The 22,597-nt window shown below is 70.1% G+C and carries 16 protein-coding genes; 13 read left to right on the plus strand and 3 right to left on the minus strand.

Annotated features, from left to right (window positions below; genetic code table 11):
• Positions 1-20 precede the first annotated feature (20 nt).
• Both HPY32_RS42860 and HPY32_RS42865 read left to right on the plus strand, forming a co-directional pair.
• A complete protein-coding gene (locus tag HPY32_RS42860) occupies positions 21-1,022 on the plus strand; it encodes an Acg family FMN-binding oxidoreductase (protein WP_067586201.1) in 1,002 nt (333 codons plus the stop codon).
• A 27-nt stretch (positions 1,023-1,049) separates the two neighbouring features.
• Entirely contained in the window at positions 1,050-2,555 is a 1,506-nt protein-coding gene (locus HPY32_RS42865) for a bifunctional aminoglycoside phosphotransferase/ATP-binding protein (RefSeq protein WP_067586197.1), read from the plus strand.
• Between the two features lie 59 nt (positions 2,556-2,614).
• On the opposite strand, the gene HPY32_RS42870 is transcribed toward HPY32_RS42865, so the two are convergent.
• On the minus strand, positions 2,615-5,482 hold the full coding sequence (locus HPY32_RS42870) for a toll/interleukin-1 receptor domain-containing protein (RefSeq protein WP_171983308.1): 2,868 nt from the start codon (positions 5,480-5,482) through the stop codon (positions 2,615-2,617).
• Between the two features lie 252 nt (positions 5,483-5,734).
• Between HPY32_RS42870 and HPY32_RS42875 the strand changes: the two genes are divergently transcribed.
• On the plus strand, positions 5,735-7,462 hold the full coding sequence (locus HPY32_RS42875; RefSeq protein WP_067586191.1) for a sensor histidine kinase: 1,728 nt from the start codon (positions 5,735-5,737) through the stop codon (positions 7,460-7,462).
• Positions 7,463-7,482: 20 nt separating this feature from the next.
• On the opposite strand, the gene HPY32_RS42880 is transcribed toward HPY32_RS42875, so the two are convergent.
• Positions 7,483-7,902, minus strand: coding sequence for an Hsp20/alpha crystallin family protein (locus HPY32_RS42880; protein WP_067586188.1), 420 nt, complete (start codon positions 7,900-7,902; stop codon positions 7,483-7,485).
• A gap of 119 nt (positions 7,903-8,021) precedes the next feature.
• A complete protein-coding gene (locus HPY32_RS42885) occupies positions 8,022-9,542 on the minus strand; it encodes an AMP-binding protein (RefSeq protein WP_067586185.1) in 1,521 nt (506 codons plus the stop codon).
• Positions 9,543-9,754: 212 nt separating this feature from the next.
• Between HPY32_RS42885 and HPY32_RS42890 the strand changes: the two genes are divergently transcribed.
• From HPY32_RS42890 to hypE, 10 genes are all read left to right on the plus strand, one after another.
• Positions 9,755-10,630 carry a DUF302 domain-containing protein gene (locus HPY32_RS42890; RefSeq protein WP_082871223.1) on the plus strand — a complete coding sequence of 292 codons (876 nt, stop codon included), beginning with the start codon at positions 9,755-9,757 and terminating at the stop codon, positions 10,628-10,630.
• An 83-nt stretch (positions 10,631-10,713) separates the two neighbouring features.
• Entirely contained in the window at positions 10,714-11,208 is a 495-nt protein-coding gene (locus HPY32_RS42895; protein ID WP_156674818.1) for a flavodoxin domain-containing protein, read from the plus strand.
• Positions 11,209-11,236: 28 nt separating this feature from the next.
• On the plus strand, positions 11,237-12,418 hold the full coding sequence (locus HPY32_RS42900; protein ID WP_067586179.1) for a site-2 protease family protein: 1,182 nt from the start codon (positions 11,237-11,239) through the stop codon (positions 12,416-12,418).
• Positions 12,415-14,418 carry an erythromycin esterase family protein gene (locus tag HPY32_RS42905; RefSeq protein ID WP_067586176.1) on the plus strand — a complete coding sequence of 668 codons (2,004 nt, stop codon included), beginning with the start codon at positions 12,415-12,417 and terminating at the stop codon, positions 14,416-14,418. The genes HPY32_RS42900 and HPY32_RS42905 overlap by 4 nt, the downstream gene beginning before the upstream one ends.
• 84 nt (positions 14,419-14,502) lie before the next feature.
• The gene (locus tag HPY32_RS42910; protein ID WP_067586173.1) at positions 14,503-15,150 is read left to right on the plus strand and encodes a response regulator; all 648 of its coding nucleotides are present in this window, start codon (positions 14,503-14,505) and stop codon (positions 15,148-15,150) included.
• A 122-nt stretch (positions 15,151-15,272) separates the two neighbouring features.
• Positions 15,273-17,588 carry a phosphoenolpyruvate synthase gene (gene ppsA, locus HPY32_RS42915; protein ID WP_067586170.1) on the plus strand — a complete coding sequence of 772 codons (2,316 nt, stop codon included), beginning with the start codon at positions 15,273-15,275 and terminating at the stop codon, positions 17,586-17,588.
• 222 nt (positions 17,589-17,810) lie between these two features.
• Positions 17,811-20,120: a carbamoyltransferase HypF gene (gene hypF, locus HPY32_RS42920; RefSeq protein WP_067586167.1), complete on the plus strand. Its 2,310-nt coding sequence runs from the start codon at positions 17,811-17,813 to the stop codon at positions 20,118-20,120.
• Positions 20,121-20,123: 3 nt separating this feature from the next.
• The gene (locus HPY32_RS42925; RefSeq protein WP_067586164.1) at positions 20,124-20,387 is read left to right on the plus strand and encodes a HypC/HybG/HupF family hydrogenase formation chaperone; all 264 of its coding nucleotides are present in this window, start codon (positions 20,124-20,126) and stop codon (positions 20,385-20,387) included.
• A 16-nt stretch (positions 20,388-20,403) separates the two neighbouring features.
• Entirely contained in the window at positions 20,404-21,534 is a 1,131-nt protein-coding gene (gene hypD / locus HPY32_RS42930) for a hydrogenase formation protein HypD (RefSeq protein ID WP_067586161.1), read from the plus strand.
• The gene (gene hypE, locus HPY32_RS42935) at positions 21,534-22,586 is read left to right on the plus strand and encodes a hydrogenase expression/formation protein HypE (protein WP_269456503.1); all 1,053 of its coding nucleotides are present in this window, start codon (positions 21,534-21,536) and stop codon (positions 22,584-22,586) included. Before hypD ends, hypE begins: the two co-directional genes overlap by 1 nt.
• The last annotated feature ends 11 nt before the right edge of the window (positions 22,587-22,597 follow it).

The raw sequence follows: 22,597 nt of genomic DNA on the forward strand, positions 1-22,597 counted from the left end.
GCCGGGACAATGCTCGGAATATGACAGCGAGCGGCCTCGGTGCCACGAAACCGGTCCCCGAGCAGCGGACCCTGCTGGCGGTGATGCGGCTGGCGAGCCGCGCGCCCTCGGTCCACAACACCCAGCCGTGGCATTGGCTCTTCGACGGCACCCGCCTGCATCTGCACCTGGATCCGGATCGGATGCTGCCCGGCACCGATCCGCACGGCCGCCAGCAGATCATCAGCTGCGGGGCGATGCTGCACCACGTGCGCACCACCTTCGCCGCCCACGGCTGGCACACCGACACCGTCCGGCTGCCCGACCCGCGGCAGCCCGGGCATCTGGCGGCAATCGAGTTTCGGCCGTGGCCCGATCCACCCGCCGGGATCACGGTCCGCGCCCGCGCCATCGACTACCGCTACACCGATCGGCTGCCGATGCTGCCGCCACACGGCTGGACCGCCCTGATCCCGGCGCTGCGCCGGTTGGTCACCCCGCACGACCTCGAATTCGACGTGCTCGACGACGAGGCGCTGCCACGATTGGTGGCCGTCTCCGACACCACGACCGCCGCCCGCCACGACGACCTGCTGTACCAGCGCGAATTGCACTGGTGGGCAGGGCATCCCGACAGCCCCGACGGCGTGCCGCCGACCGCGCTGATCTCCGACGCCGAACGCGCCCGGGTCGGCATCGGGCGCAAGTTCCCCTCCGCCCCGCATTCCGCGCGCCGCGCCGAGATCACCGACCGGGCCCGCGTCGCGGTGCTCAGCTCCGACGGCGAGTCACCCCTGCGCTGGCTGCGCACCGGCGAGGCACTGTCGGCGGTGCTGCTGGAATGCACCGCCGCCGGGCTGGCTACCTGCCCGATCACCCACCTCACCGAACTGCCCGCCGGACGCCGCACGGTAGCGGCGCTGCTGCCACACGGCCAGACACCCCAGGTGCTGATCCGCATCGGCACCGCTCCCGAACCCGACAGCCCGCCGCCCACCCCGCGCCGCGCCCTGACCGATATCCTCGAAGTCCACCACGGCTGAACCGTTCCCGACCGCGCGAGGTCTGTCATGAATACGTCGCCGACGAGTGAGCACTCGCCCTACGCCGACGTGCGCGAAACCCACAGCGGCCTGGTGCTGCTGTGCGGCGAGCGCGCCTACAAGGTGAAACGACCGGTCGTCACGGGCTTTCTGGACTTCGGCAGCCGTGAGCGGCGCGAGCGGGCGATCGCGCGGGAATTGGAACTCAATCGGCGGTTGTCGCCGGATGTGTACCTCGGCATCTCCCATCTCACCGACCTCGACGGCGGCCCGGGCGAACCCGTCCTGGTGATGCGGCGACTGCCCGACCGGGCCCGGCTCAGCGAGCTGCTCGACGATCCCGCGGCCACCCGGACCGCCCTCACGGATCTGGCCGACCTGCTGGCCCGCTTCCACGACCGGGCCGATCGCGGACCCGACATCGACCGCGCGGCACGGGTGGACGCGGTGCGCGGGCGATGGGCAGACCTCCTGAGCGGTCTCACCGACCCGCCGATCGACCCCGCTGTCACCGAGCGGATCACCGCGCTGGTCACCCGCTACCTCGACGGCCGGAAACCGTTGCTGGACAACCGCATCGCCGATGGCCGCATCGTCGACGGGCACGGCGACCTGCACGCCGGTGACATCTTCGCCCTCCCCGACGGTTTCCGGATCATCGACTGCCTGGACTTCGACGACGACCTGCGCCACCTCGACCGGCTCGACGACATCGCCTTCCTCGCCATGGATCTCGAATTCCTGCACCACCCCCGCCACGCCGAAGAACTGCTGGACCACTACTGCGCGCTCACCAACGACCCGGTGCCCGCGTCGCTGCGCCACCACTACATCGCCTACCGCGCGATCGTGCGAGCCAGGGTCAACTGCATCCGCCACGAACAGGGCGCCCCCGAGGCGGCCGCACATGCGGTGCGACACACCGAGATCGCAGTCTCGCACCTCGACAAGGCCACCGTCCGGCTCGCGCTCGTCGGCGGCCTGCCCGGCACCGGCAAATCCACCCTGGCCGCCGCGCTCGCCGCCGCCACGGGCGCACTGGTGGTGTCCAGCGACACGGTCCGGGCCGAACTCCGATCCACAGGCGAATTACCCGGCCACAGCGGCGAATACGGGCGCGGCGCCTACAGCCCGCGCGCCAAGGACCGCGTCTACACCGAGATGCTCGACCTGGCTCGCACCCACCTGAGCACAGGCCGCAGCGTCGTGCTCGACGCCTCCTGGACCGACCCCCGCCACCGCGACCGAGCCGCCACCCTGGCCACCGAAACCAGCACCGACCCGATCGAACTATGCTGCCACGCACCGCAATCCATCGCCGCCGAGCGCATCGCGGCACGCACCGGCAGCAACTCCGAAGCCACCGCCGCCATCGCCGCCGCCATGGCCGAGACCACACCGCCGTGGCCCACCGCCACAGTGGTGGACACGACGACATCGGCCGAAGCCACACTCACACAAGCACTTCGCGCCTGGAACTCCCCCACCCGCCGCTCACCGGACACCCCGGTAACAGCATCGCGACGCCCCTGACCAGGTGCCAGACTCCCGCCCGGCCATCAGAGAAAGGCGGCGTCCCCCGGCCCTTGGCCTCAGGGGCAGGTGGCCTCCGGTGGGCGGCTGGTATTCAGCAGCTGTTGCCACTCGGCGGCGGTCAGGTCATGGCCTGCGAGTGCGCATGCGGTCTTGATCAATGCGTCCGGGGAGAGAGCGCGTTCGACGATTTTGCCGTTGGTTCCGAACGCGCCGCCGTCGGACGCGGTGATCAGGTGTCTGCCGTCGGCGGAAATGGCCACGCCGGTTTCGATGTCGGTGTTGGTGTCGGCCGACGGGATGGTCGCGAGGGTCAAGGCGTCGGCGCGATCGACGATGATGACCGCACCCCGCGAATCCACATGGGCGAGGGTTGCTCCGGAGCTGTCGGTAGCCAATGACACCGCCCAGTTGGGGGCGTATGGTTCGTCGCTGCCGATGGTCTGTTCCTCGGCCGATCCGTCCGGCTTCCACACCTCGAGATCGGTCTTGCGCCGAACGACCAGATGCGGGCCCGCGTACATCAGGTTCGTCACCTCGTCAGCGCTGATCGGCTGCCCGACCTCCTGGCGTGTGGTGATGTCGAATACCCGCACGGTCTTGTTGTAGACGGTGGCCACCAGGTGTCCGGTCGAGTCGATGGCCGCGCCTTGCAGGGTTTGATCGCCGGGCGCCAGATCTGGTGGGCCCGGAATCTTTTCGGTGATCTTCCCGCTGTTCGCATCCTGCAGATAGATCGAGCCCTTCGCGTCCACCACGGTGAGGACCGCCGGATCGGCGCCGATTCGGGCATCCTCGATGGCCCGATTGCTGGGCGCGGCGATCGCTGTCAGATTCGATGGAAGCGGCGATCGTGAGACCGTTCCCGACGACGTCATTATGATCGCTCGACCATCGGCGCGCCACAGGGGAATTCCGCTCAGATCGGCAAGGACCTGCGGCTTTTCGTCGGGCGTGTGCAATGGCTGGACGACCATCGCATCGCGGTTGTCCGATCCGGTGAGCTCGCCCGAGATGAGCGCCGTCCCACCGTCGGGCGAGAGCGCGATGCTCGGTGGCGGGCAGGCCCGGCAGGGCCTGGTCATCGACAGCGGAACGACGGTCGCCAAGCGATCGACCTGATCCAGATCCCAGAGGGTGATCTGGTTGCCCGCCGCGGAGATCAGCCGACGGCCCGACGCACCCAGAAAGCGCAGCAGCTTCGTGGATTCTACTGCGGCGCCGCCGAGTTCGACCGCGGCCGGATGCGTCCCCCTCGGGGCGACCGGGACAACGTAGATTCCGCCGGAGCGATACAGCCCCGCGGCGGTGGTGCCGGTCATGTTCAGCACCGGCGCGCTGGCCGAGTCGGGTTGCGGAATGTCGGCCACGCCCTCCGGAGCGTCCCCGTTCTGCGGGCCTCCGATCCGCCACACGGGAAGCGGTCCGCCCTTACCGGTGACGCCGAAGCTATTGGCGCCGAACGACCCGCCATCGCCCGCCGGATCTCCAGCCGACTGCAGCGCCCCGGAGAAGAGGTTGCCGGTACGCCCGTCTTCGGTCTTCCATTGGTGGATCTCGAGGCGCGACCAATCCCCGCGCGCGAACAGCAACACCTCGTCATCGGACGTGATGACGATGTTCGAGGTGGATACGAGACCGCCCTCGTCCCACGAGTCATCGTGTGTCGCAAGGGGTTCCCGGCTGGAAGCAGCGTAGATCTCGCTGGAAGCGAGGCAGGAGGTCGACTCCGTACACGCCGTGACGGCGAGCCGCCCATGCACGATCGCGGTGTTGCCGGACGGTGAGACCGCGACGATGTCGATGCGCTGTCCGGCAGGTACGGAAAGCGTGTCCTCGGGGGACCCGTTGCGCCACAGCATCACACGCGATCCGTCGGAGGCGGCGACGGTCTTGCCGTCCGCGCTCACCGACAGCATCGACACGGCCGACGGCAGTGTCATCAGCTGTTCTTCCGCCGTCGGGTGGCCCAGCACCCAGCGCACGACACGGCCATCGGCGAGTCCCGCCACAATGCTCTGCCCGTCGGCGCTGCCCTCCAGCGCCGTTACCGGCGAGTCCGTTGTCAGGTAGCGGACCAGACTCGGACTCGTCAGGTTCGCGCGGAGCAGCGCGGCGAGGTTCTCCCGCGTCGGATCGGTGCGATAGGCAGCGACGGCGAGCAGCAGCGCGGAACGAACATCGGTCGACTGGATCTTGCCCGCGGTCGATGCCATGAGGCGGGCGGCGGAGGTCCGTGTTTCCTTGTCCGCGCGGACCTTTCGAGCACCAGCCACCTGGTTCAGGACCAGGACCGCGACGACCAGGAGGATCAAGGCGGTCACGGCCACACCGCTCGCCTGTCGGAACCGCCGCTGTCGGCGAGTGTCCTCGCTGTCGAGCCGCTCCTTCGACTTACCGCGCGCCGGTGCGGCCAAGGAAGCCACCTGGCTGCGGAACTCGCGATTCCGCAGCGATTGCTGCTTCCTGGTGTGCGCGAAGGACAGATCCGCCCAGAGGGGTTCGCGCGCGAAATAGCCGGACAGCGACCTGGGCAGGGCGGTCGTCGCGCGCCAGTCGAAATCGCCTCGCCCCCACGCCACCGTGCCGCCGGTCAGAGCGATGAGGAAGGTCTCAGGTTCCCGGTAGCGCTGCCAATAGGCGATCTCCTGCGCAACCCACCGCGAGGCCGCGGCCTCGGGCGAGGCCAGCAGCACGAAGAACCTGGAGCGCCGTAGGGCATCCTCGATTTCGGCGGTGAGATCGTGCGCCACGCTCAGGTCGGTGCCGTCCCGGAATACCCGGAGTGCGCGCGGCTCGTACCACCGTTTCGCCAAATGCGACAACCCGCGCTGCAATGCCGGGGCCAGAGCCTTGTCCGCACTGTGGCTGTACGACAGGAAGATATCGATGTCCTGCGGGTTCGGCGCGCGGTCGGGATTACGCACGGGCAAACGCTCCCTCCGGCACCGTGTGGTCCTGTCGCCGAGAGTGCCCGGCGCCGAGCCGGCACACCAGAGTCCTATGTCCTCGCCTCCCGTACGAGCCGGTGACCCGGACTCATGCCTCCGCCTCGCGCGCGGGTCCTGGCCTTTCCGGCCACCCGCACACCGCGCGGCGTAATATTCGGAGTGCCTTTCCGGGGTTCCGGGGCCGTAACACCGGATTCGCACACCCATCGCGACTGGAGAGGCCACCAGGTGACCGACTCGTACCGTTCCGACAGCTACTCCGTCCGAGAGACGCTGTCCCAACTGCGACTGCGGGAGCTGCTGACCGAGGTCCGCTCCCGCATCGATCAGATCATCGACGCCCGCGACCGGGTGGACGGGCTGGTCGAGGCGATGCTCACCGTGACCTCCGGGCTGGAACTGGACGAGACGCTGCGCACCATCGTGCGCACCGCCATCACCCTCGTCGGCAGCCGCTACGGTGCGCTCGGTGTGCGCGGGCACGAGCACGAACTGGTCCGTTTCATCTATGAAGGCATCGACGACGCCCAGCGCGAAATCATCGGCGACCTGCCCGCGGGCCGCGGCGTACTCGGCGTGCTGATCGATGAGCCGAAGGCGATCCGGCTCGACAACATCGCCGACCACCGCGCCTCCGTGGGCTTCCCGCCCAACCATCCGCCGATGCGGACCTTCCTCGGAGTACCGATTCGCATCCGCGACGAGGTCTACGGCAACCTCTACCTCACCGAGAAATTCGACGGCCAGCTGTTCAGCGAGGACGACGAGGTCATCGTGCAGGCGCTCGCGTCGGCGGCCGGAGTGGCCATCGACAACGCACGCCTGTACGAGGCCGCCCGCGCCCGGCAGGCGTGGATCGCCGCGACCGGCGACATCACCACCGAATTTCTGGCCGGTACCGACTCGACTCAGGTCCTGTCCCATCTCGTCGCGCACATACGCCGACTCACCGGCTCCGATCGGGCATTCCTCGCGACCCCGGTCGACACCGAAATCTCCGTGTCGGAGTTGGCCGTGCTCTACCTCACGCAGTGGGACGGTCCCGAACCCGACTTCATCGGCCGCGATCTCACCATCACCGACACCGGAATCGCCGACGCCTTCCTGCGCCGCACCCCCCTGCGTTTCGACAACCCCGGCGCCGCCGGAATCGACGCCACTCTGCTGGCGACCGGGCCGGTGCTGCTGCTCCCGCTCTACACCGCCGAGCAGGTCCTCGGTGTCCTGGTCGCCACCCGCAGCAAGGAAGCCCCCCGCTACGACGACGAAATCATCGAACTGGCAACGGCCTTCGCGAATCAGGCGGCGCTGGCGATGCAACTGGCCACCGCGCAGGAGCGGGTGCGCGAGCTGAGCGTGCTCACCGACCGCGACCGCATCGCCCGCGACCTGCACGACCACGTCATCCAACGCCTGTTCGCCATCGGACTCTCCCTCCAGGGCACCGTCCCTCGCAGCCGCAAACCCGATGTGCGGCAGCGTATTTCACAGGCGGTCGACGAGTTGCAGGAGGTGGTCCAGGAGATCCGCACCTCCATCTTCAACCTCCACGAGCGCGATGGCATAATCCTGCGGCTGCGGGAACGGATCGAGCAGGCGATCTTGCAGCAGACCGCCGATACCGGCATCCATACCTCGGTGCACGTCAGCGGCCCGCTGTCGTCGGTCGGCCCGGACCTGGGCGATCATGCCGAGGCCGTGGTGCGCGAGGCGGTCAGCAATGCCGTCCGGCATTCCGGGGCCGACACCCTCACCATCGATATCGCCGTGGGCGACACCCTCGAACTCGTCGTCGAGGACGACGGGTGCGGAGTCCCACCGGACACCACGCGCAGCGGTTTGGACAACCTCGCCCGCCGCGCCGTCGAATGCCAGGGCGAATTCCGCGTATCCCCCGTCGCCACGAATTCGGCTCGCCCCGGCACCCGGCTGCGCTGGTCGGCGCCGCTGCGCTGAGCTCACGCCGACAATGTCGGCTACTCGCCCGAGGCGACTTCGATCCGGCGCACCGTCTCCTTCTGCTCGCCCAGGGGAACGGTCACGGTGAGAATGCCCTTCGCGTAGTTGGCCGTAATGCCCTCCTCCTGCGCGCCCGCGGGCAGCACCACGGTGCGCACGAACGAGCCGTAGGTGAATTCCGAATGCCGGTTCTCCTCGTGCTTTTCGGTACGTTCCGCCTTGATGGTGAGGCGGCCGTCGTGCAGCGACACCTCGACGTCGCGAGCCGGGTCGATACCGGGGAGCTCGGCGCGGATCACATACCGGCCGTCGTCGACGGTGTCCTCCACGCGGATCAGGCGGCTGCCGAGCATCGGCACGAGGCCGGGACCGATCGCATTCCACAGTTCCGCGAAATCGGGCAGCACCGGCAGGTGCCGCGCGGGCAACATGCTCATATCCACTCCTGATGAATCGAAAACGATTTCTACCCAACCGATTCCACGCCGATCACGGCCGGGGCGGCAGGGCACGGGGTCTCCTGCGACGGTGACCGAAGTCCTCAGGTCGGTGGCGATCACATCGGACCGGCATCAAGACCGCCCGACCGGAGGGCGTCGGCCGCGGCCAGACGGTCGCCGGGCTCGGGCTCGGCGGACCGGACGAACCAGTAGTAGCCGTCGTCGTCACGACGGACCAGATCACCGGTCAAATACCAGCCGTGGGCGAAGGCGTGCGCGTATCGGGTCGGCTCCCGCCAGTAGCCGCGGAACATCGACGGCCATCCGGCATGCAGGGCGAGTTCGCCTACCTCGCCCGGGGCGGCGGGAGTGGTTGCGCCGCCGCGGATCTCGGCCCTGCCGTCGCCGCCGAGCCGCAGCACCGCCGCCTCGATGCCGGGCAGCGGCCGCCCCATCGAGCCCGGGCGCAGTTGCGCGGCCGCGAGATCGGCGATCACGATCGCGCCGGTCTCGGGTTGACACCATCCCGCGTGCACCGGTTGCCCCAGCACCCGATCGGCCCACAGGACGACCTCGGGGTCCACCGGTTCCCCGGTGACCACCAACCGCAGGCACGACAGATCGGTGCCGGAGGGGAGCCGGTCGCCCGCGCGCATCAGCGTGTGCAGCGAGGCGGCATCGGTGCACCAGACCGTCACGCGTTCGGCGGTGAGGATGTCGTAGCAGCGCTGCGCCGCGAAGTCCGCCTCGTCGCAGATCACGGTGGCGCCCAGGCTCAATGCCCCGATGACGCCATAGGACATGCCGAGCACCGAACTCGGGTCGCCGGTACACCAGAAGACGTCATCGGACCGCAGATCCAGGGCGTAGCGGGCGGTCGCCCGGTGGGCCAGCACCGCGCCGTGCGAGTGGGCGATACCCTGCGGAATTCCGAATCGGTCCGAAACCACGTGCAGCAGAGCGGGATCCCCGGCGCTCGTCGGCACGATCGTGCACGCGGGGTCGGTGCCCGCCAGGGCCAGGGGCAATTCCACCGTGTCGGGAAGGCAGGCGTCGATGATCAGCACCTGCCGCAGTCCGGGCAGAATGGCGCGGATCGGGGCGATCAGTTCCCGGTAGCATGCCGCGGTGGTCACCAGCACGGCCGCCTCGGCGAACACCAGCGCCAGGTGCACCGAATCCGCATCCGACCGGCTGTCCAGCGGCACCAGCACGCATCCGGCCTTCCAGGTGCCCAGCGCCACCGCGTACATCTCGAGGCACGGGGGCAGCAGGGTGCAGACCCGGTGGCCGCGCCGCACACCCCGTCCGTGCAGCAGATCGGCGAACCGGTTGCCCAGCACCGCCAGTCCCGCACAACTCGCCGTGCCGCCGCCCCCCGACGCGGACAACCATCGCAGCGACGGGGTGTGCGAACCCGGCTCGGTCAGATGCCGATCCACCGCCTCGAAGGCTATGTTCACGCCGCCGTTGGGCAGCCCGGCGAGATCGAACTGAGCATCCTCCCAATGGAATTCGCGGCAGGACCGCTCGTAGTCGGTGAGATTCGCCGCGGCGGCCTCCGCCGCGGACTTGTCGATCCGGGGCCATCGGGGCGCGCCGATCTTCGAAACACCCTGCGTGCGTGCGTTACTCATCGGGCCTCCGATCGGTGGGCGAGCAACCGCATCTGTCAGTCAACGACACCGCCACCGCCACCGCACAGGGCGCAAAGACCCTCGTGCCAGCGACCTCCGGCACCGGCACCGGGCCCGGAGGACACCGATACTCCGCCGAGGGCCTTTCTCCTCTCGACGCGACGTATCCCGCCGCACACCCTCGGAAGGAGACATCGACCAGGAGGGCTGCGATGGAATACCGGGTGAGCGTCTGCGAATCCATTCCGCAGACGGTGCTACAGATTCCCCGTGGAATCCGTGCCGATCACGTGAGCGCGGATATCGCCGACGGCATGCGGGAATTGACCGCGACCGCCCGGTATGCCGGGCTGACGGCCTGCGGGGCTCCCACACTCACCTACCATGAGCAATCCGGACCCGACGATGCCGTGCCGGTGGAGTTCGCGGTCCCGATCGACCCCGGTACCGGTCTCGGCCCGCGGTCCGGGGCGGAGGTCATCGTCACGCCGGGAACGCTGGTGGCCCGCACCTGCCATCGTGGCGGCTACGACGACATCGACACCGCCTACCGCGCCCTGCACGAATGGCTGCACGCCTCCGGATACCGCCCGGCGGGGCCGCCGACCGAGGTATATCTCATCGGCCCCGACGAGGTGGCCGACCCGCGGCAACTCATCACCGAGATCCGCATCCCGGTCACCCCCTCCCCCGCACTGGCCCTGCACCTACCCGCGACCTTCCGCACTACCGAACGCCTGATCCGGAAGGCTTTGCGAGAACAGGGGTTCGTGGTCTCCACCAGCCTCGACGTCGAAGCCACCCTGCGCGAACACCTCGGCGAGCACATCGACGACTACCGCGTCCTCGGCGCCTGCCACCCGCACCTGATGTCGCAGGCGCTGCGCACCGATCCCCAGGCGGGCCTGCTCCAGCCCTGCGCGGTGGTCGTCCGGGCGGTCGACACCGGCACCCTCATCGAGGCCGCCGACCCCACCGTCCTCATCCACACCACCGGCCAAACCGCCCTGACCGAGATCGCCGAGCGCACCCGTCGACTACTCGCCACCGCACTGGAAACCCTACGCACCGTGGCGTATCCGAATTGATCCCGAGGAGGATGCGCGGACAATGGTCCCGTATCGCAGAGGCCGAGGACTCTGCCGGGGGCGGGGGCACCGCGCGCACGCTGATGGCATGGAACCGGAGAAGCACCGAGCTCGCCGGACGCGGTGCGCGCGTGGAGGTTTCCGATATCGACCGCGCGCCCGAGCTGACCCGCTTCGACACCGTTGTGCTGGGCAGCGCCATCCATCACCGCGATCTGCTGCCCCAGGCCGCCGACTACATCCGCAATCATCAGCACGAGCTCGTCGCACGGGATGTGTGGTTGTTCAGCGTCGGGCTCGGGCCCGCGTTGCGCGGGCCGGTCGGCGCATACTTCGGCCGCCTCGTCCCGAAAAAGATCGCCGCCCTGCGTGATTCGATCCGGCCGCGCGACTACCGGCCCTTCGCCGGGCATTACGAGCGGATCGGGGTGGATTTCGGTGCGCGGGTGATGTACCGCGTGCTGGGTGGCCAGCGGGACGGCGATCTACGGGATTGGGTCGTGATTCGCGGCTGGGTGGCCACCATCGCCTCGACCATGGGCCTGCCGAATCCGAGGTCGACGACCATACATCCGTAGCGTTTCCGGCGGAGAGACGAGGAATGCCATGCTGCGCGAGACTTTTCCGCTGGGCCGGATCGCCGGTGTCCGGATCGGCGGGCACTGGTCGGCGCTGGTCACCGTCGGCCTGGTCACCTGGATTCTGCGCACCGTCCTGAGCGGGCACGGCAGCCAGGGTTTCCTGTGGGCCGTCGCCGCCGCGGGCGCGGTGGTGTTCGTCGTGTCGCTGGCCGCGCACGAACTGGGGCATTCGATCGTCGCCCGCCGCAACGGCGTTCATGTGGACCGGATCGTGCTGTGGCTGCTCGGCGGTGTCTCCGAGCTCGCCGACGAACCCGGTGACGCGCGCGCCGAGTTCCGCATCGCCATTGCCGGACCGCTCACCAGTGTGTTCATCGCTGTTGTCGCCTATACGGCGGCAGTGTTCGCCGCGATGATCGCGCCCGCAGGCGCGGTGGCCGCCGCACTGGTGTGGCTCGCGGTGATGAATGCGATTCTGGCGGTGTTCAATCTGCTGCCCGGCGCGCCGCTGGACGGCGGCCGGGTGTTGCGGGCGCTGATCTGGTGGCGCACCGGGGATCGCTTGCGCGCCGCCACCGCGGCGGCGCGGGGCGGCGGGGTGCTGGGCACGATGCTGATCGTCGTCGGCATCGCGGAGGTCGTGCTGTCGCGTCAGCTCGGTGGGCTCTGGATGATGCTGCTCGGCTGGTTCCTACAGACCGCCGCCCACGGCGAATTGGCGGTCGCGGGCCTGCGACATCGGCTGGGCGACACCAGGATCCGCGACGTGATGACCGCCGCTCCGATCGCGGTGCCCGCGTGGTGGACCGTCACCGATCTGCTGCACTCCACGATCCCCACCAGCGGGCACCGCATTTTCCCTGTCGTCGATCACGGCGACCGTCCGATCGCCGTGCTGGCCTGGTCGGATCTGGCCCGTGTCCGGGCCCGCGCGCGAACCACGACCACGTTGTCGGCGGCCGGGCGACCGCTGCCGCGCGGTGCGATCGTGGGCGTGGACGATCTGCTCGCCGACGCCGCGACCCGTGTCGTCCTGCGCCCCGCTCTCGACGCCGTCGCCGTGGTCGATGCCGTCGGCCGGTTGTGCGGCATCGTCACCGCCACCGATCTGATCACCGCGTGCGATCGCTCGGCCCTCGGGCTGCCGCTGCGAACACCGCACGTACCCGACGATCTTCCCGCATCGGATCATCGGAGCACCTCATGACCTCCACGATTCCCGTCCTGCGCGATACCCCGCAGCCGTTCTTCACCGACCGCGCCGAAGCCGGTCGCGTGCTCGGCACACTGCTCGAGCACTACCGCGGCGCACCGGACGTCGTCGTGCTGGGACTCGCGCCCGGCGGCGTCCCGGTTGCCCGGGAGGTCGCGGTCGCGCTGCGCGCGCCGCTGGATGTGCTGGTCGTCGGCAAGCTGGGAGCGCCCGGACATCCGGAGGTCGCGTTCGGCGCGCTGGGACCGGGCGGCCGGATCGTGGTGAACGACGACGTGACCCGCGGCCTGCACCTGACCACCGAGCAGATCCGGTCGGTCGCCCACCGGGCCGCCCGCGACCTGCACCGCCACGAGGCCGCCTACCGACACCGGACCGAACCGATGGACCCGGCCGGGAAGGCGGTGATCCTGGTCGACGACGGGACGTCCACGGGCGCAACGATGTTCGCGGCGGTGGAGGCGATCCGCGCCGACGAGCCGACGCGGATCGTCGTGGCGGTGCCCGCCGCCACCGGGTCGACCTGCCGCGAACTCGGAGCCGCCGTGGACGAGATGGTCTGTGCCACCATGCCGACCCCGTTCCTCGCGGTCGGGGACGCGTACTGGAACTTCACCCCGATCGACGACGAGCAGGTGCGCATACTGCTGACGACGCCGACGACCGCGGGCACGGCGGCACCGGATCCCGTTGCGGCGGTGCGCGATGCCGCCATCGCGGCACCGGACGGGGTGCCACCGGAGCACGTGCTGGCCGACCTGGTCGGCGACGCCCGCTGGGTCCTGCTCGGGGCGAGCACGCACGGCACCCACGAGTTCTACACCGCCCGCGCCGCGATCACCCGATGGCTGATCACCGAGCGCGGTTTCGACGGTGTCGCACTCGAGGCCGATTGGCCCGATGCCCACCGCGTGCACCGCTATGTGCGCGGTCTCGGCGACGATCTGTCGGCGACACAGGCACTCGGCGGATTCGAGCGGTTCCCGACGTGGCTGTGGCGCAATACCGTGATCCGCGACCTCGCCTACCGGCTGCGGCTGCACAACCAGCACCAACGCGAGAACGGGGAGAGGCAGGCCGGGTTCTACGGCCTGGACCTCTACAGCATGCACCGGTCGATGCATCAGGTGATCCAATACCTCGAGCGCGCCGACCACGCCGCCGCCGAGCGGGCGATCCGCCGTTACGCCGCCTTCGACCGCACCGGCGCCGACGACGGCCGTGCCTACGGTTTCGCCGCCGCGCTCGGTCTCAGCGAATGCTGCCGGGACGAGGTCGTGGGCGAGCTGATCGACCTGCAGCGCAACGCCGCGCCTACCGCCGCACACAACGGCGAGGCGCCGTTCGATGCGCTGCGCAATGCCTGGACCGCGCGCAGCGCCGAGGCGTACTACCGGGCGATGTTCGCCGATCGGGTGTCGGCGTGGAATCTGCGCGACCGGCACATGGCCGACACCCTCGACGCGCTCGCCGCGCACCTGGGACCGGATTCGCGCCTGGTCGTGTGGGCACACAACGCCCACATCGGGGATGCGAGCGCGAGCGAGCAGGTCACCGACGGGCAACTCTCGCTCGGGCAACTGATCCGGGAACGGCACGGAAAACAGTGCCGCACCATCGGTTTCAGCACCGGGCACGGCACCGTGACGGCAGCGACCGCCTGGGGCGGCGAACCGGAGCGAATGCCGCTGCGTCCCGCGGTGGCGAGCAGTGCCGAACAACTGCTGCACGACACCGGAATTCCCGCATTCCTGCTCCGCTTCGACCGGCCCACCGCGGCCGCCGAGCTGCTGCGCACACCGCGCCTCGAGCGCACCGTCGGCGTCGTCTACACCCCGGCCACCGAACGCCACAGCCACTATCTGCACACCCGGCTCGCCGACCGATACGACGCCGTCGTCTACCTCGACCGCACCACCGCGCTGGACCCACTGGACCCGGCGCGGAGCCGACGGGTCACGGCCACACCGGAAACATTCCCGACGGGCCTGTGAAAGTGACCTTCGACTGTAGCGAGCAACGACGACACCGCCCTACCGTGACCTACACCCCGTTCCGCAACCGGATTGGACACCCCCATGATCACGGTGTTCCTTGTCGACGACCACGAGATCGTCCGCCGCGGCCTGACCGACCTCCTGTCCGGCGATGCCGACCTCACCATCGTCGGAGAGGCCGCCAACACCGCCCAGGCCCTCGCCCGCATCCCGGCACTACGCCCCGATGTCGCGGTCCTCGACGTCCGCCTCCCCGACGGCAACGGCATCGAACTGTGCCGGGAGCTGTTGTCGCGCGTGGAGGGGCTGCGCTGCCTGATGCTCACCTCCTTCACCGACGAGCACGCCATGCTCGACGCCATCCTCGCCGGTGCCAGCGGCTATGTCGTCAAGGACATCAAGGGTATGGAGCTGGCCGCCGCGATCAAGACGGTCGGCTCGGGTCGGTCCCTGCTGGACAACCGTGCCGCCGCGGCGCTGATGGACCGCCTGCGCCGCAGCACCGAGCCGCACGGCCCGCTCGCCTCCCTCACCGACCAGGAACGCACCCTGCTCGACCTGCTCGGCGAGGGCCTCACCAATCGCCAGATCGCCGAGCGAATGTTCCTCGCGGAGAAGACCGTCAAGAACTACGTGTCGCGGCTGCTGGCCAAGCTCGGCATGGAACGCCGCACCCAGGCGGCGGTGTACATCTCGACACTGCACGGCGACCGGACCTGCCGGGAATGATTCCGGCGCGGACCCGCGAGCCGAATGCCCTGCCCGCGAAGGACTTTCGACAGTAGTGGCCGACGGCTCCCGTCGGGGACCCTGGCATCGAACCCGAAATGCATCGACGGATCGGAGCCGTGATGGGTGAGTATGTGGCAGGGCTGGACCAGTTGCGGCTCGACGACGCCGACCGCGCCGGGGGCAAGGGCGCGAACCTCGGTGAACTGGTGGCCGCGAAGCTGCCGGTGCCACCGGGATTCGTGCTGCTGCGCGACTGCTACCGGAAGGTCGTGGGCCAGGGACGGCACGCGGCGGCGTTGCGGGCCTTGCACGGCGGCGCCCTCCAGGCCGCGGCGGCCGGTACCCCGGCGGAGGCGCAGCGACTGGAGTACACCTGTCGGCAGATGCGCGAACTCGTGCACGACGCCGTCCTCGACGAACCGTTGCGCGATGCCATCGTGTCGGCGTATCACGCACTGGGACACAATGTTTCGGTTGCGGTACGGTCGTCGGCGATCGGTGAGGACGGCGCGACGGCGTCGTTCGCGGGCATGAATATCACCCGCACCAATGTCCGCGGCGACGACAAGCTGCTCGCGGCCGTTGTCGACTGCTGGGCCTCGCTGTTCACCCCGCGGGTGCTCACCTACCGGGCGCGCCGCGAACTGACCGAACCACCCGAGATGGCGGTCGTGGTGCAGAAGATGGTGGCGGCCCGCGTCTCCGGGGTGGCGTTCACCGCCGATCCGGCCACCGGTCGTCGTGATCGCCTCGTCATCGAGGCCGCCCACGGTCAAGGGGAGGTCGTGGTGTCGGGAGCCACCGCACCCGACACCTACCTCGTCGACGCCGCGGGACCGGCGCTGCTGGCCACCCACCCCGGTCATCAGACCTACGCGATCGTGCCCGGACCCGACGGCGATCGCCGGGTGGAACTGGCCGCCACGGAAACGAATTCGCCGGTGCTCGACGAGTCCGAGGTCCTGACCGTCGCCCGCCTGGCCCTCCAGACGCAGCAGCACTACGGCGGGCGTCCGCAGGATGTCGAATGGGCCTTCGACGACACCGAGCCGTGGCTGGTGCAATCGCGGCCGATCACCACGCTGCCGGACCAGCCGCACGAGCAGGCCACCGCCACCGATACCGGCTCGGTGCTGCTGCGCGGGCTGGCCGCCGCGCCCGGCCGGGCCGTCGGCGCCGTGCGGGTGCTGCGCTCCCCGGAGCAGGGCCACACGCTGCGGGACGGCGAGATCCTGGTGGCCCCCATGACCAATCCCGATTGGCTGCCCACCATCACCCGCGCCGCCGCCCTGGTCACCGACAGCGGCGGCATGACCTGTCACGCCGCCATCGTCGCCCGCGAGATCGGCGTGCCCTGCGTGGTCGGAACCCGCAGCGCGACAACGACGCTCACCGACAGCCAGGCCGTCATGGTCGACGGCTCCGCCGGACTGGTCGGGGCCACCGACGCGGCGGCGGTGAACGAAGCCGCCGCGGCGCGCATTTCCCTGACGGAGCGACCCGCCGCGAGCGACACCGGCACGCGCACAACGCCTTCGGAGATCACGGGTACCCGCATCTATGTCAACCTGGCGCTCCCGGAGGTCGCCGAGCGCGTCGCCGCCACCGCGGACACCGACGGGGTCGGACTGCTGCGCGCGGAGACCCTGCTCACCCGGGCGCTGGGCGGGCGGCATCCGCGCGATCTGATCGCCCGCGGCGAACAACACACCTTCGTCGACGCGATGACCGAATCGCTGTCCCGCATCGCCACCGCCTTCGCGCCCCGGCCCGTCGTCTATCGCGCGACCGACCTGCGCAGCAACGAATTCCGCGCCCTCGCCGGTGGCACCGCGTACGAGCCGGACGAGCGCAATCCGATGATCGGCTACCGAGGCTGCTATCGCTATGTCCGCGAACCGGAGCTGTTCCGGCTGGAACTGGCCGCGCTGCACCGTGTCCGGGAACACACCCCCAATCTGCACCTGATGGTCCCGTTCGTGCGCACCTACTGGGAACTCGAGGACTGCCTGGCCCTGATCGACGCCAGTCCCCTGGGCCACGACCGCGCCCTGCACCGCTGGGTGATGGCCGAGGTGCCGTCGGTGCTGTACCGGCTGCCCGAATACGTCGGCCTCGGCATCGACGGAGTATCCATCGGCAGCAACGACCTCACCCAGCTGATCCTCGGCGTCGACCGCGACTCCGAACAGTGCGCGGACCTGTTCGACGAATCCGACCCGGCCGTCCTCGACGCCATCGCCCGCATCATCACCACCGCCCGCAGCCTCGGCATCACCTCGTCACTGTGCGGCCAGGCCCCGTCGACGCACCCGGAGTTCGCCGAACACCTGGTGCGCATGGGCATCACCTCGATCTCGGTGACCCCGGACGCCGTGACCCCCACCCGGCGCGCCGTCGCCGCCGCCGAACGCCGAATCCTGTTGGAGCGGTGAGCGAAAGAATCCACACCCCGAGAACGTCACCAGAGCCAAAGCCGGGCTACCGGCTGCTTGTGTAGCCAACTGGTGAGAGCCTGACCGCGGGTCGGGGAGGGCTCGTGTTGCGCCGGTGATGTTGCTCCGATGCGACGATGATCGAGGACCTTTGCCTCTTGGGATCTGCTGCGGCGCCGTCCATCGTGGGTGGATGGGTACGAGCGAGCAGACATCCAGGCGATGACGCGGCCCGTCGTCACCGGTCGTGGTGCCAGGATTCGGGTGCACGGCATGGTTCAGGGGGTCGGATTCCGCCCCTTCGTCTTTCGGCTCGCGACCGGTTTCGGCTTGGCCGGGGATGTGTGTAATGCGGGCGGGCACGTCGTCATCCGGGCCGAAGGGCCGGACGGGGTGCTGGCCGATTTCGTGGCCCGGCTGGCGGATTCGGCACCGGCCGCGGCCAGGGTCGATCGGATCGAGGTGGAGACGATCTCCGCGGGTGTCGCGCCGGGGCCGGGATTCTCGGTCGTCGGCAGCGTCGCCGACCAACGGGTGACGCCGCAGGTGCCGCCGGATCTGGCGACCTGCGCGGCGTGCCTGCGCGAATTGTTCGATCCGGCCGACCGGCGCTACCGCTACCCGTTTCTCAATTGCACCGACTGCGGGCCACGGGCGACCGTCATCGACGCCCTGCCCTACGACCGGGAGCGCACCGCGATGCGGGTGTTCCCGCTGTGCGGAGCGTGTTCGCGGGAGTACCACGACCCTGCCGATCGGCGCTTCCACGCCGAGCCGACCAGTTGCCCGGCGTGCGGTCCGCGACTGATATGGCACCCGGTCGACGAGACACCCGCTGCCACACGGGAAGAGGCGCTGCGGGCCGCGTGCGCAGTGGTGGCCGATGGCGGCATCGTCGCCGTCAAGGGCCTCGGCGGCTACCAACTGGTGTGCGACGCGGGCGACGACACCGCCGTGACCCGGCTGCGGAGAACGAAGCCGCGCCCGGCGAAACCGTTCGCGGTCATGGCCGCCGATCTCACCGCGGCACGGCAGCTGGGCGTGCTCGACGACGCGGCCGCCGGACTGCTCGGCGGTGCGGCCGCGCCGATCGTGCTGCTGCCGCGCCGCGCCGATGCCTCCCTATCCGCCTCGGTGGCACCGGGTTCCGCCGAGATCGGCGTGTTTCTGCCCTACAGCCCACTGCATCATCTGCTGCTGGCGGAGCTGGCTCGGCCCTTGGTGGTCACCAGCGGCAACCGCGGTGGCACGCCGACCGTCATCGATGACACCGCCGCGCACCGCGTGCTGTGGCCGATCGTCGACGGGATTCTCACCCACGACCGGCCGATCCGATCGCGCTACGACGATTCGGTGCTCCGGGTCGTCGCGGGCCGCACGACCACCCTGCGACGCGCCCGCGGCTACGCGCCCGACCGGATGCCGCTGCCGGTCCGCGCCGCGACTCCCGTGCTGGCGGTGGGCGCGCAGCTGAAACACACCGCCGCCCTCGCCGTCGACGACGCGGTGATCCTCGGACCGCACACCGGGGACCTGGAGAACACCGACGCCTACGCGGCATTCGAGCAGGCCGCCGACGCGCTGTGCCGACTGCACGGCGTGTGGCCGGATATCGTTGTCCACGACCGGCATCCGGCCTACCTGTCGACGCAGTACGCCCGCCGCCGATCGGCCGCCCGGCGCATTGCGGTGCAGCACCATCATGCGCACGTGGCCGCCACCGCGGCCGAGCACGGCATCACCGGCCCGTTCGTCGGTGTCGCGCTGGACGGGCTGGGGCTCGGTGACGACGGCACCTTCTGGGGCGGGGAGATCCTGCTGGCGGACCTCACCGGGTATCGCAGATTCGGCCGGTTCGCCACCGCGCCGATGCCCGGCGGGGCTGCGGCGGTGCGCAGGCCCGCCCGCATGGCGCTGGGATATCTGTTCGGCGCCGAGCGGTTCGGCGCGGACGACATTCCGGGCGCCGCGCTGCTGGACCGCATGGATCCCCGGGAGGTCACGGTGATCCGGCGCATGATCGAGCGCGAGGTGAACTGCCCGCGCGCCTCGAGCGCCGGGCGACTGTTCGACGCGGCGGCGGCCCTGCTCGATGTCTGCGACGACAACAGTTACGAAGGCGAGGCCGCGGCCCGACTGGAGGCCGCGGCGGCAGGCCATCCCGGAACGTCCCCCCTGCGCTGGAGCCTGCACCGCCGTGACGGGCTCGTGGTCTACGACCCCGCTCCCACCCTGCGCGACGCGGTGCTGCTGGCCGCCGACGAGCCGGTCGGGGAAATCGCCGCCCGGTTCCACCGCACCCTGGCGGCGGTCGTGGTCGCCATGGCCGCCGAGGCCGCCACCGCGTCCGGCACCGAGGTGGTCTGCCTCGGTGGCGGGGTGTTCCAGAACGCCCGCCTGACTACGGCGGTCCTCGACGGCCTCGCCGATGCCGGACTGAACGGCCTTGCCGGGGAACGGATTCCGATGAACGACGGCGGAATCTCCTACGGTCAGGCGGCCATCGCGGCCGCCCGTACGGAAGGGAGCTGACCGATGTGCCTGGGTGTGCCCGGCCGGATCGTGGCGGTGAGCGACGCATCACCGCTGCGGATGGGGACGGTCGATTTCGACGGTATCCGGCGGCCGGTGTGCCTGGCCTACACCCCGGACGCCGACATCGGCGACTACGTGATCGTGCACGTCGGTTTCGCCATCGGCCGGGTCGACGAGGCCGAGGCGGCCGAGACGCTCGCGGTGATCCGGGCGATCCCGGACGCCCTGGCCACCGAACTCGGCCCCGAGGCGGCGACATCGTGAAAGAGGGTGGGGCACTGTGAAATACCTCGACGAATACCGCGACCCGATGCTGGCCCGGCGGCTGCTGAGCGAGCTCCGCGCGACCGCGACCCGCCCGTGGTCGATCATGGAGGTCTGCGGCGGGCAGACGCACACCCTGGTCCGGCAGGGCATCGACGAGCTGCTGCCCGCCGGGATCCGGATGATCCACGGCCCCGGCTGCCCGGTGTGCGTCACCCCGCTGGAGATGATCGATCGGGCGGTCTCGATCGCCGCCCGCCCGGAGGTCGTGTTCACCAGTTACGGTGACATGCTGCGGGTTCCGGGCACCACGGGCGATCTGCTCGGCGTGCGGGCCCGCGGCGGCGATGTCCGGGTGGTCTACTCCCCGCTGGACGCCGTGACGATCGCCCGCGACAATCCCGGCCGGGAGGTGGTGTTCTTCGCCGTCGGCTTCGAGACCACCGCGCCCGCCAACGCCATGGCGATCCTGCACGCCGCGACCACCGGGGTCGACAACTTCAGCGTGCTGGTCAGCCACGTGCTGGTGCCACCGGCGATCACCGCGATCCTGGACGCCCCGGACAACCGGGTGCAGGGCTTCCTGGCGGCCGGGCACGTGTGCGCCGTGATGGGCTGGACCGAATACGAGCCGATCGTCGCACGGTACCGGGTGCCGATCGTGGTCACCGGATTCGAACCGCTCGATCTGCTCGAGGGCATCCTGATGGTGGTGCGGCAGCTGGAGTCCGGCCGCGCGGAACTCGGCAACCAGTATGTCCGTGCGGTGCGGCGGTCCGGCAATACCGCTGCGCAAGAAGCGATCCGGCGGGTGTTCCGAGTCACCGAACGCACCTGGCGGGGCATCGGCGCCATCCCCGCGAGCGGGCTGGCCCTGGCTCCCGAATTCGCCGGATACGATGCGCACCAGCGGTTCTCGGTCCACGACACCCGATCCGCGGAGAATCCCGACTGCATCGCCGGGGCGATCCTGTGCGGCACCGCGCTGCCCACCGACTGCGCCGCCTACGGCGTCCGCTGCACGCCCCGCAATCCGCTGGGCGCGCCGATGGTTTCGGCCGAGGGCACCTGCGCCGCCTTCTACACCGCGGGCCGCCGCCCGTCCACCGCCGCCGTATCCACGCCTGTGCGACCGAGGAGGACCTAGTGGCCGCCATCGATCCGGTGCGGGCGAGCTGCCCGCTCCCGCGTGCCGAAACCGAGCGAGTGCTGCTCGGGCACGGGTCCGGCGGGCAGCTGACGGCCGAGCTGCTCGACGAGCTGATCGTCGCCGAACTCGGTGACGGCGAGGCGCTCCAGGATGCCGCGATAGTCGAATTGGGCAGCACCAGCGTTGTTTTCAGCACCGACAGCTTCGTCGTCACCCCGCGGTTGTTTCCCGGCGGCGATATCGGCAAGCTGGCCGTGCACGGCACCGTCAACGATCTCGCCATGCGGGGCGCGCGCCCGGTCGCTCTCGCCCTGGCCTACGTTCTCGAGGAGGGGTTGCCGCTCGCCGAGCTGCGAGCCGTCACGGCCTCGGTCGCCGCGGCCGCGTCGGCCTGCGGGGTGCGGGTGGTCACCGGCGATACGAAGGTGGTCGATCGCGGTGCGGCCGACGGGATCTACATCACCACCACCGGTATCGGCGCCCGGCTGCCGGGCGCCGGTCCGTCGGCGACTCGCGGCGCGCCCGGCGACGTCGTGATCGTGTCCGGGCCGATCGGCGCCCATGGCACCGCCATCCTCTGCGCCCGTGGCGATCTCGGCTTCGAGGCCGACATCCGTTCCGACACCAGGCCGTTGCACGACCTGGTGGCCGCCATGATCGCGGCGTGCGGCCGCGACATCCACGCCCTGCGCGACCCCACTCGGGGCGGATTGGCAAGCGCGCTCAACGAACTCGCGTCCGCGTCGGGTGTCGGCATCGAGATCGTGGACGCCCGGGTGCCGGTGCCGGTCCCGGTCGCCGCGGCCTGCGATCTGCTGGGACTGGATCCGCTGCACGTGGCGAACGAGGGCTGCCTGGTCGCGCTCGTGGCCGCCACGGCGGCCGAATGCACGCTGGCGGCAATGCGATCGGTGCCCGCGGGCGCGCAGTCGCGGATCATCGGCCGCGTCACCGAGGGTCCGGCGGGCCGGGTCACCGCCCGCACGCTGGTCGGCGCGAGCCGCATCGTGGACATGCTGGTCGGCGAGCAATTGCCCCGGATCTGTTAGGGCATCGGCCT

The organism is Nocardia terpenica (genome assembly GCF_013186535.1).
Classification (GTDB): domain Bacteria; phylum Actinomycetota; class Actinomycetes; order Mycobacteriales; family Mycobacteriaceae; genus Nocardia; species Nocardia terpenica.

Excerpts from the sequence above, each read along its gene's own strand:
- HPY32_RS42880 (WP_067586188.1), bottom strand. The coding sequence starts at position 7,902 with ATGAGCATGTTGCCCGCGCGGCACCTGCCGGTGCTGCCCGATTTCGCG.
- HPY32_RS42900 (WP_067586179.1), top strand. The coding sequence starts at position 11,237 with ATGCTGCGCGAGACTTTTCCGCTGGGCCGGATCGCCGGTGTCCGGATC.
- HPY32_RS42910 (WP_067586173.1), top strand. The coding sequence starts at position 14,503 with ATGATCACGGTGTTCCTTGTCGACGACCACGAGATCGTCCGCCGCGGC.
- HPY32_RS42905 (WP_067586176.1), top strand. The coding sequence starts at position 12,415 with ATGACCTCCACGATTCCCGTCCTGCGCGATACCCCGCAGCCGTTCTTC.
- HPY32_RS42860 (WP_067586201.1), top strand. The coding sequence starts at position 21 with ATGACAGCGAGCGGCCTCGGTGCCACGAAACCGGTCCCCGAGCAGCGG.
- HPY32_RS42865 (WP_067586197.1), top strand. The coding sequence starts at position 1,050 with ATGAATACGTCGCCGACGAGTGAGCACTCGCCCTACGCCGACGTGCGC.
- HPY32_RS42890 (WP_082871223.1), top strand. The coding sequence starts at position 9,755 with ATGGAATACCGGGTGAGCGTCTGCGAATCCATTCCGCAGACGGTGCTA.
- HPY32_RS42925 (WP_067586164.1), top strand. The coding sequence starts at position 20,124 with ATGTGCCTGGGTGTGCCCGGCCGGATCGTGGCGGTGAGCGACGCATCA.
- hypF (WP_067586167.1), top strand. The coding sequence starts at position 17,811 with ATGACGCGGCCCGTCGTCACCGGTCGTGGTGCCAGGATTCGGGTGCAC.
- ppsA (WP_067586170.1), top strand. The coding sequence starts at position 15,273 with ATGGGTGAGTATGTGGCAGGGCTGGACCAGTTGCGGCTCGACGACGCC.
- HPY32_RS42885 (WP_067586185.1), bottom strand. The coding sequence starts at position 9,542 with ATGAGTAACGCACGCACGCAGGGTGTTTCGAAGATCGGCGCGCCCCGA.
- HPY32_RS42895 (WP_156674818.1), top strand. The coding sequence starts at position 10,714 with ATGGCATGGAACCGGAGAAGCACCGAGCTCGCCGGACGCGGTGCGCGC.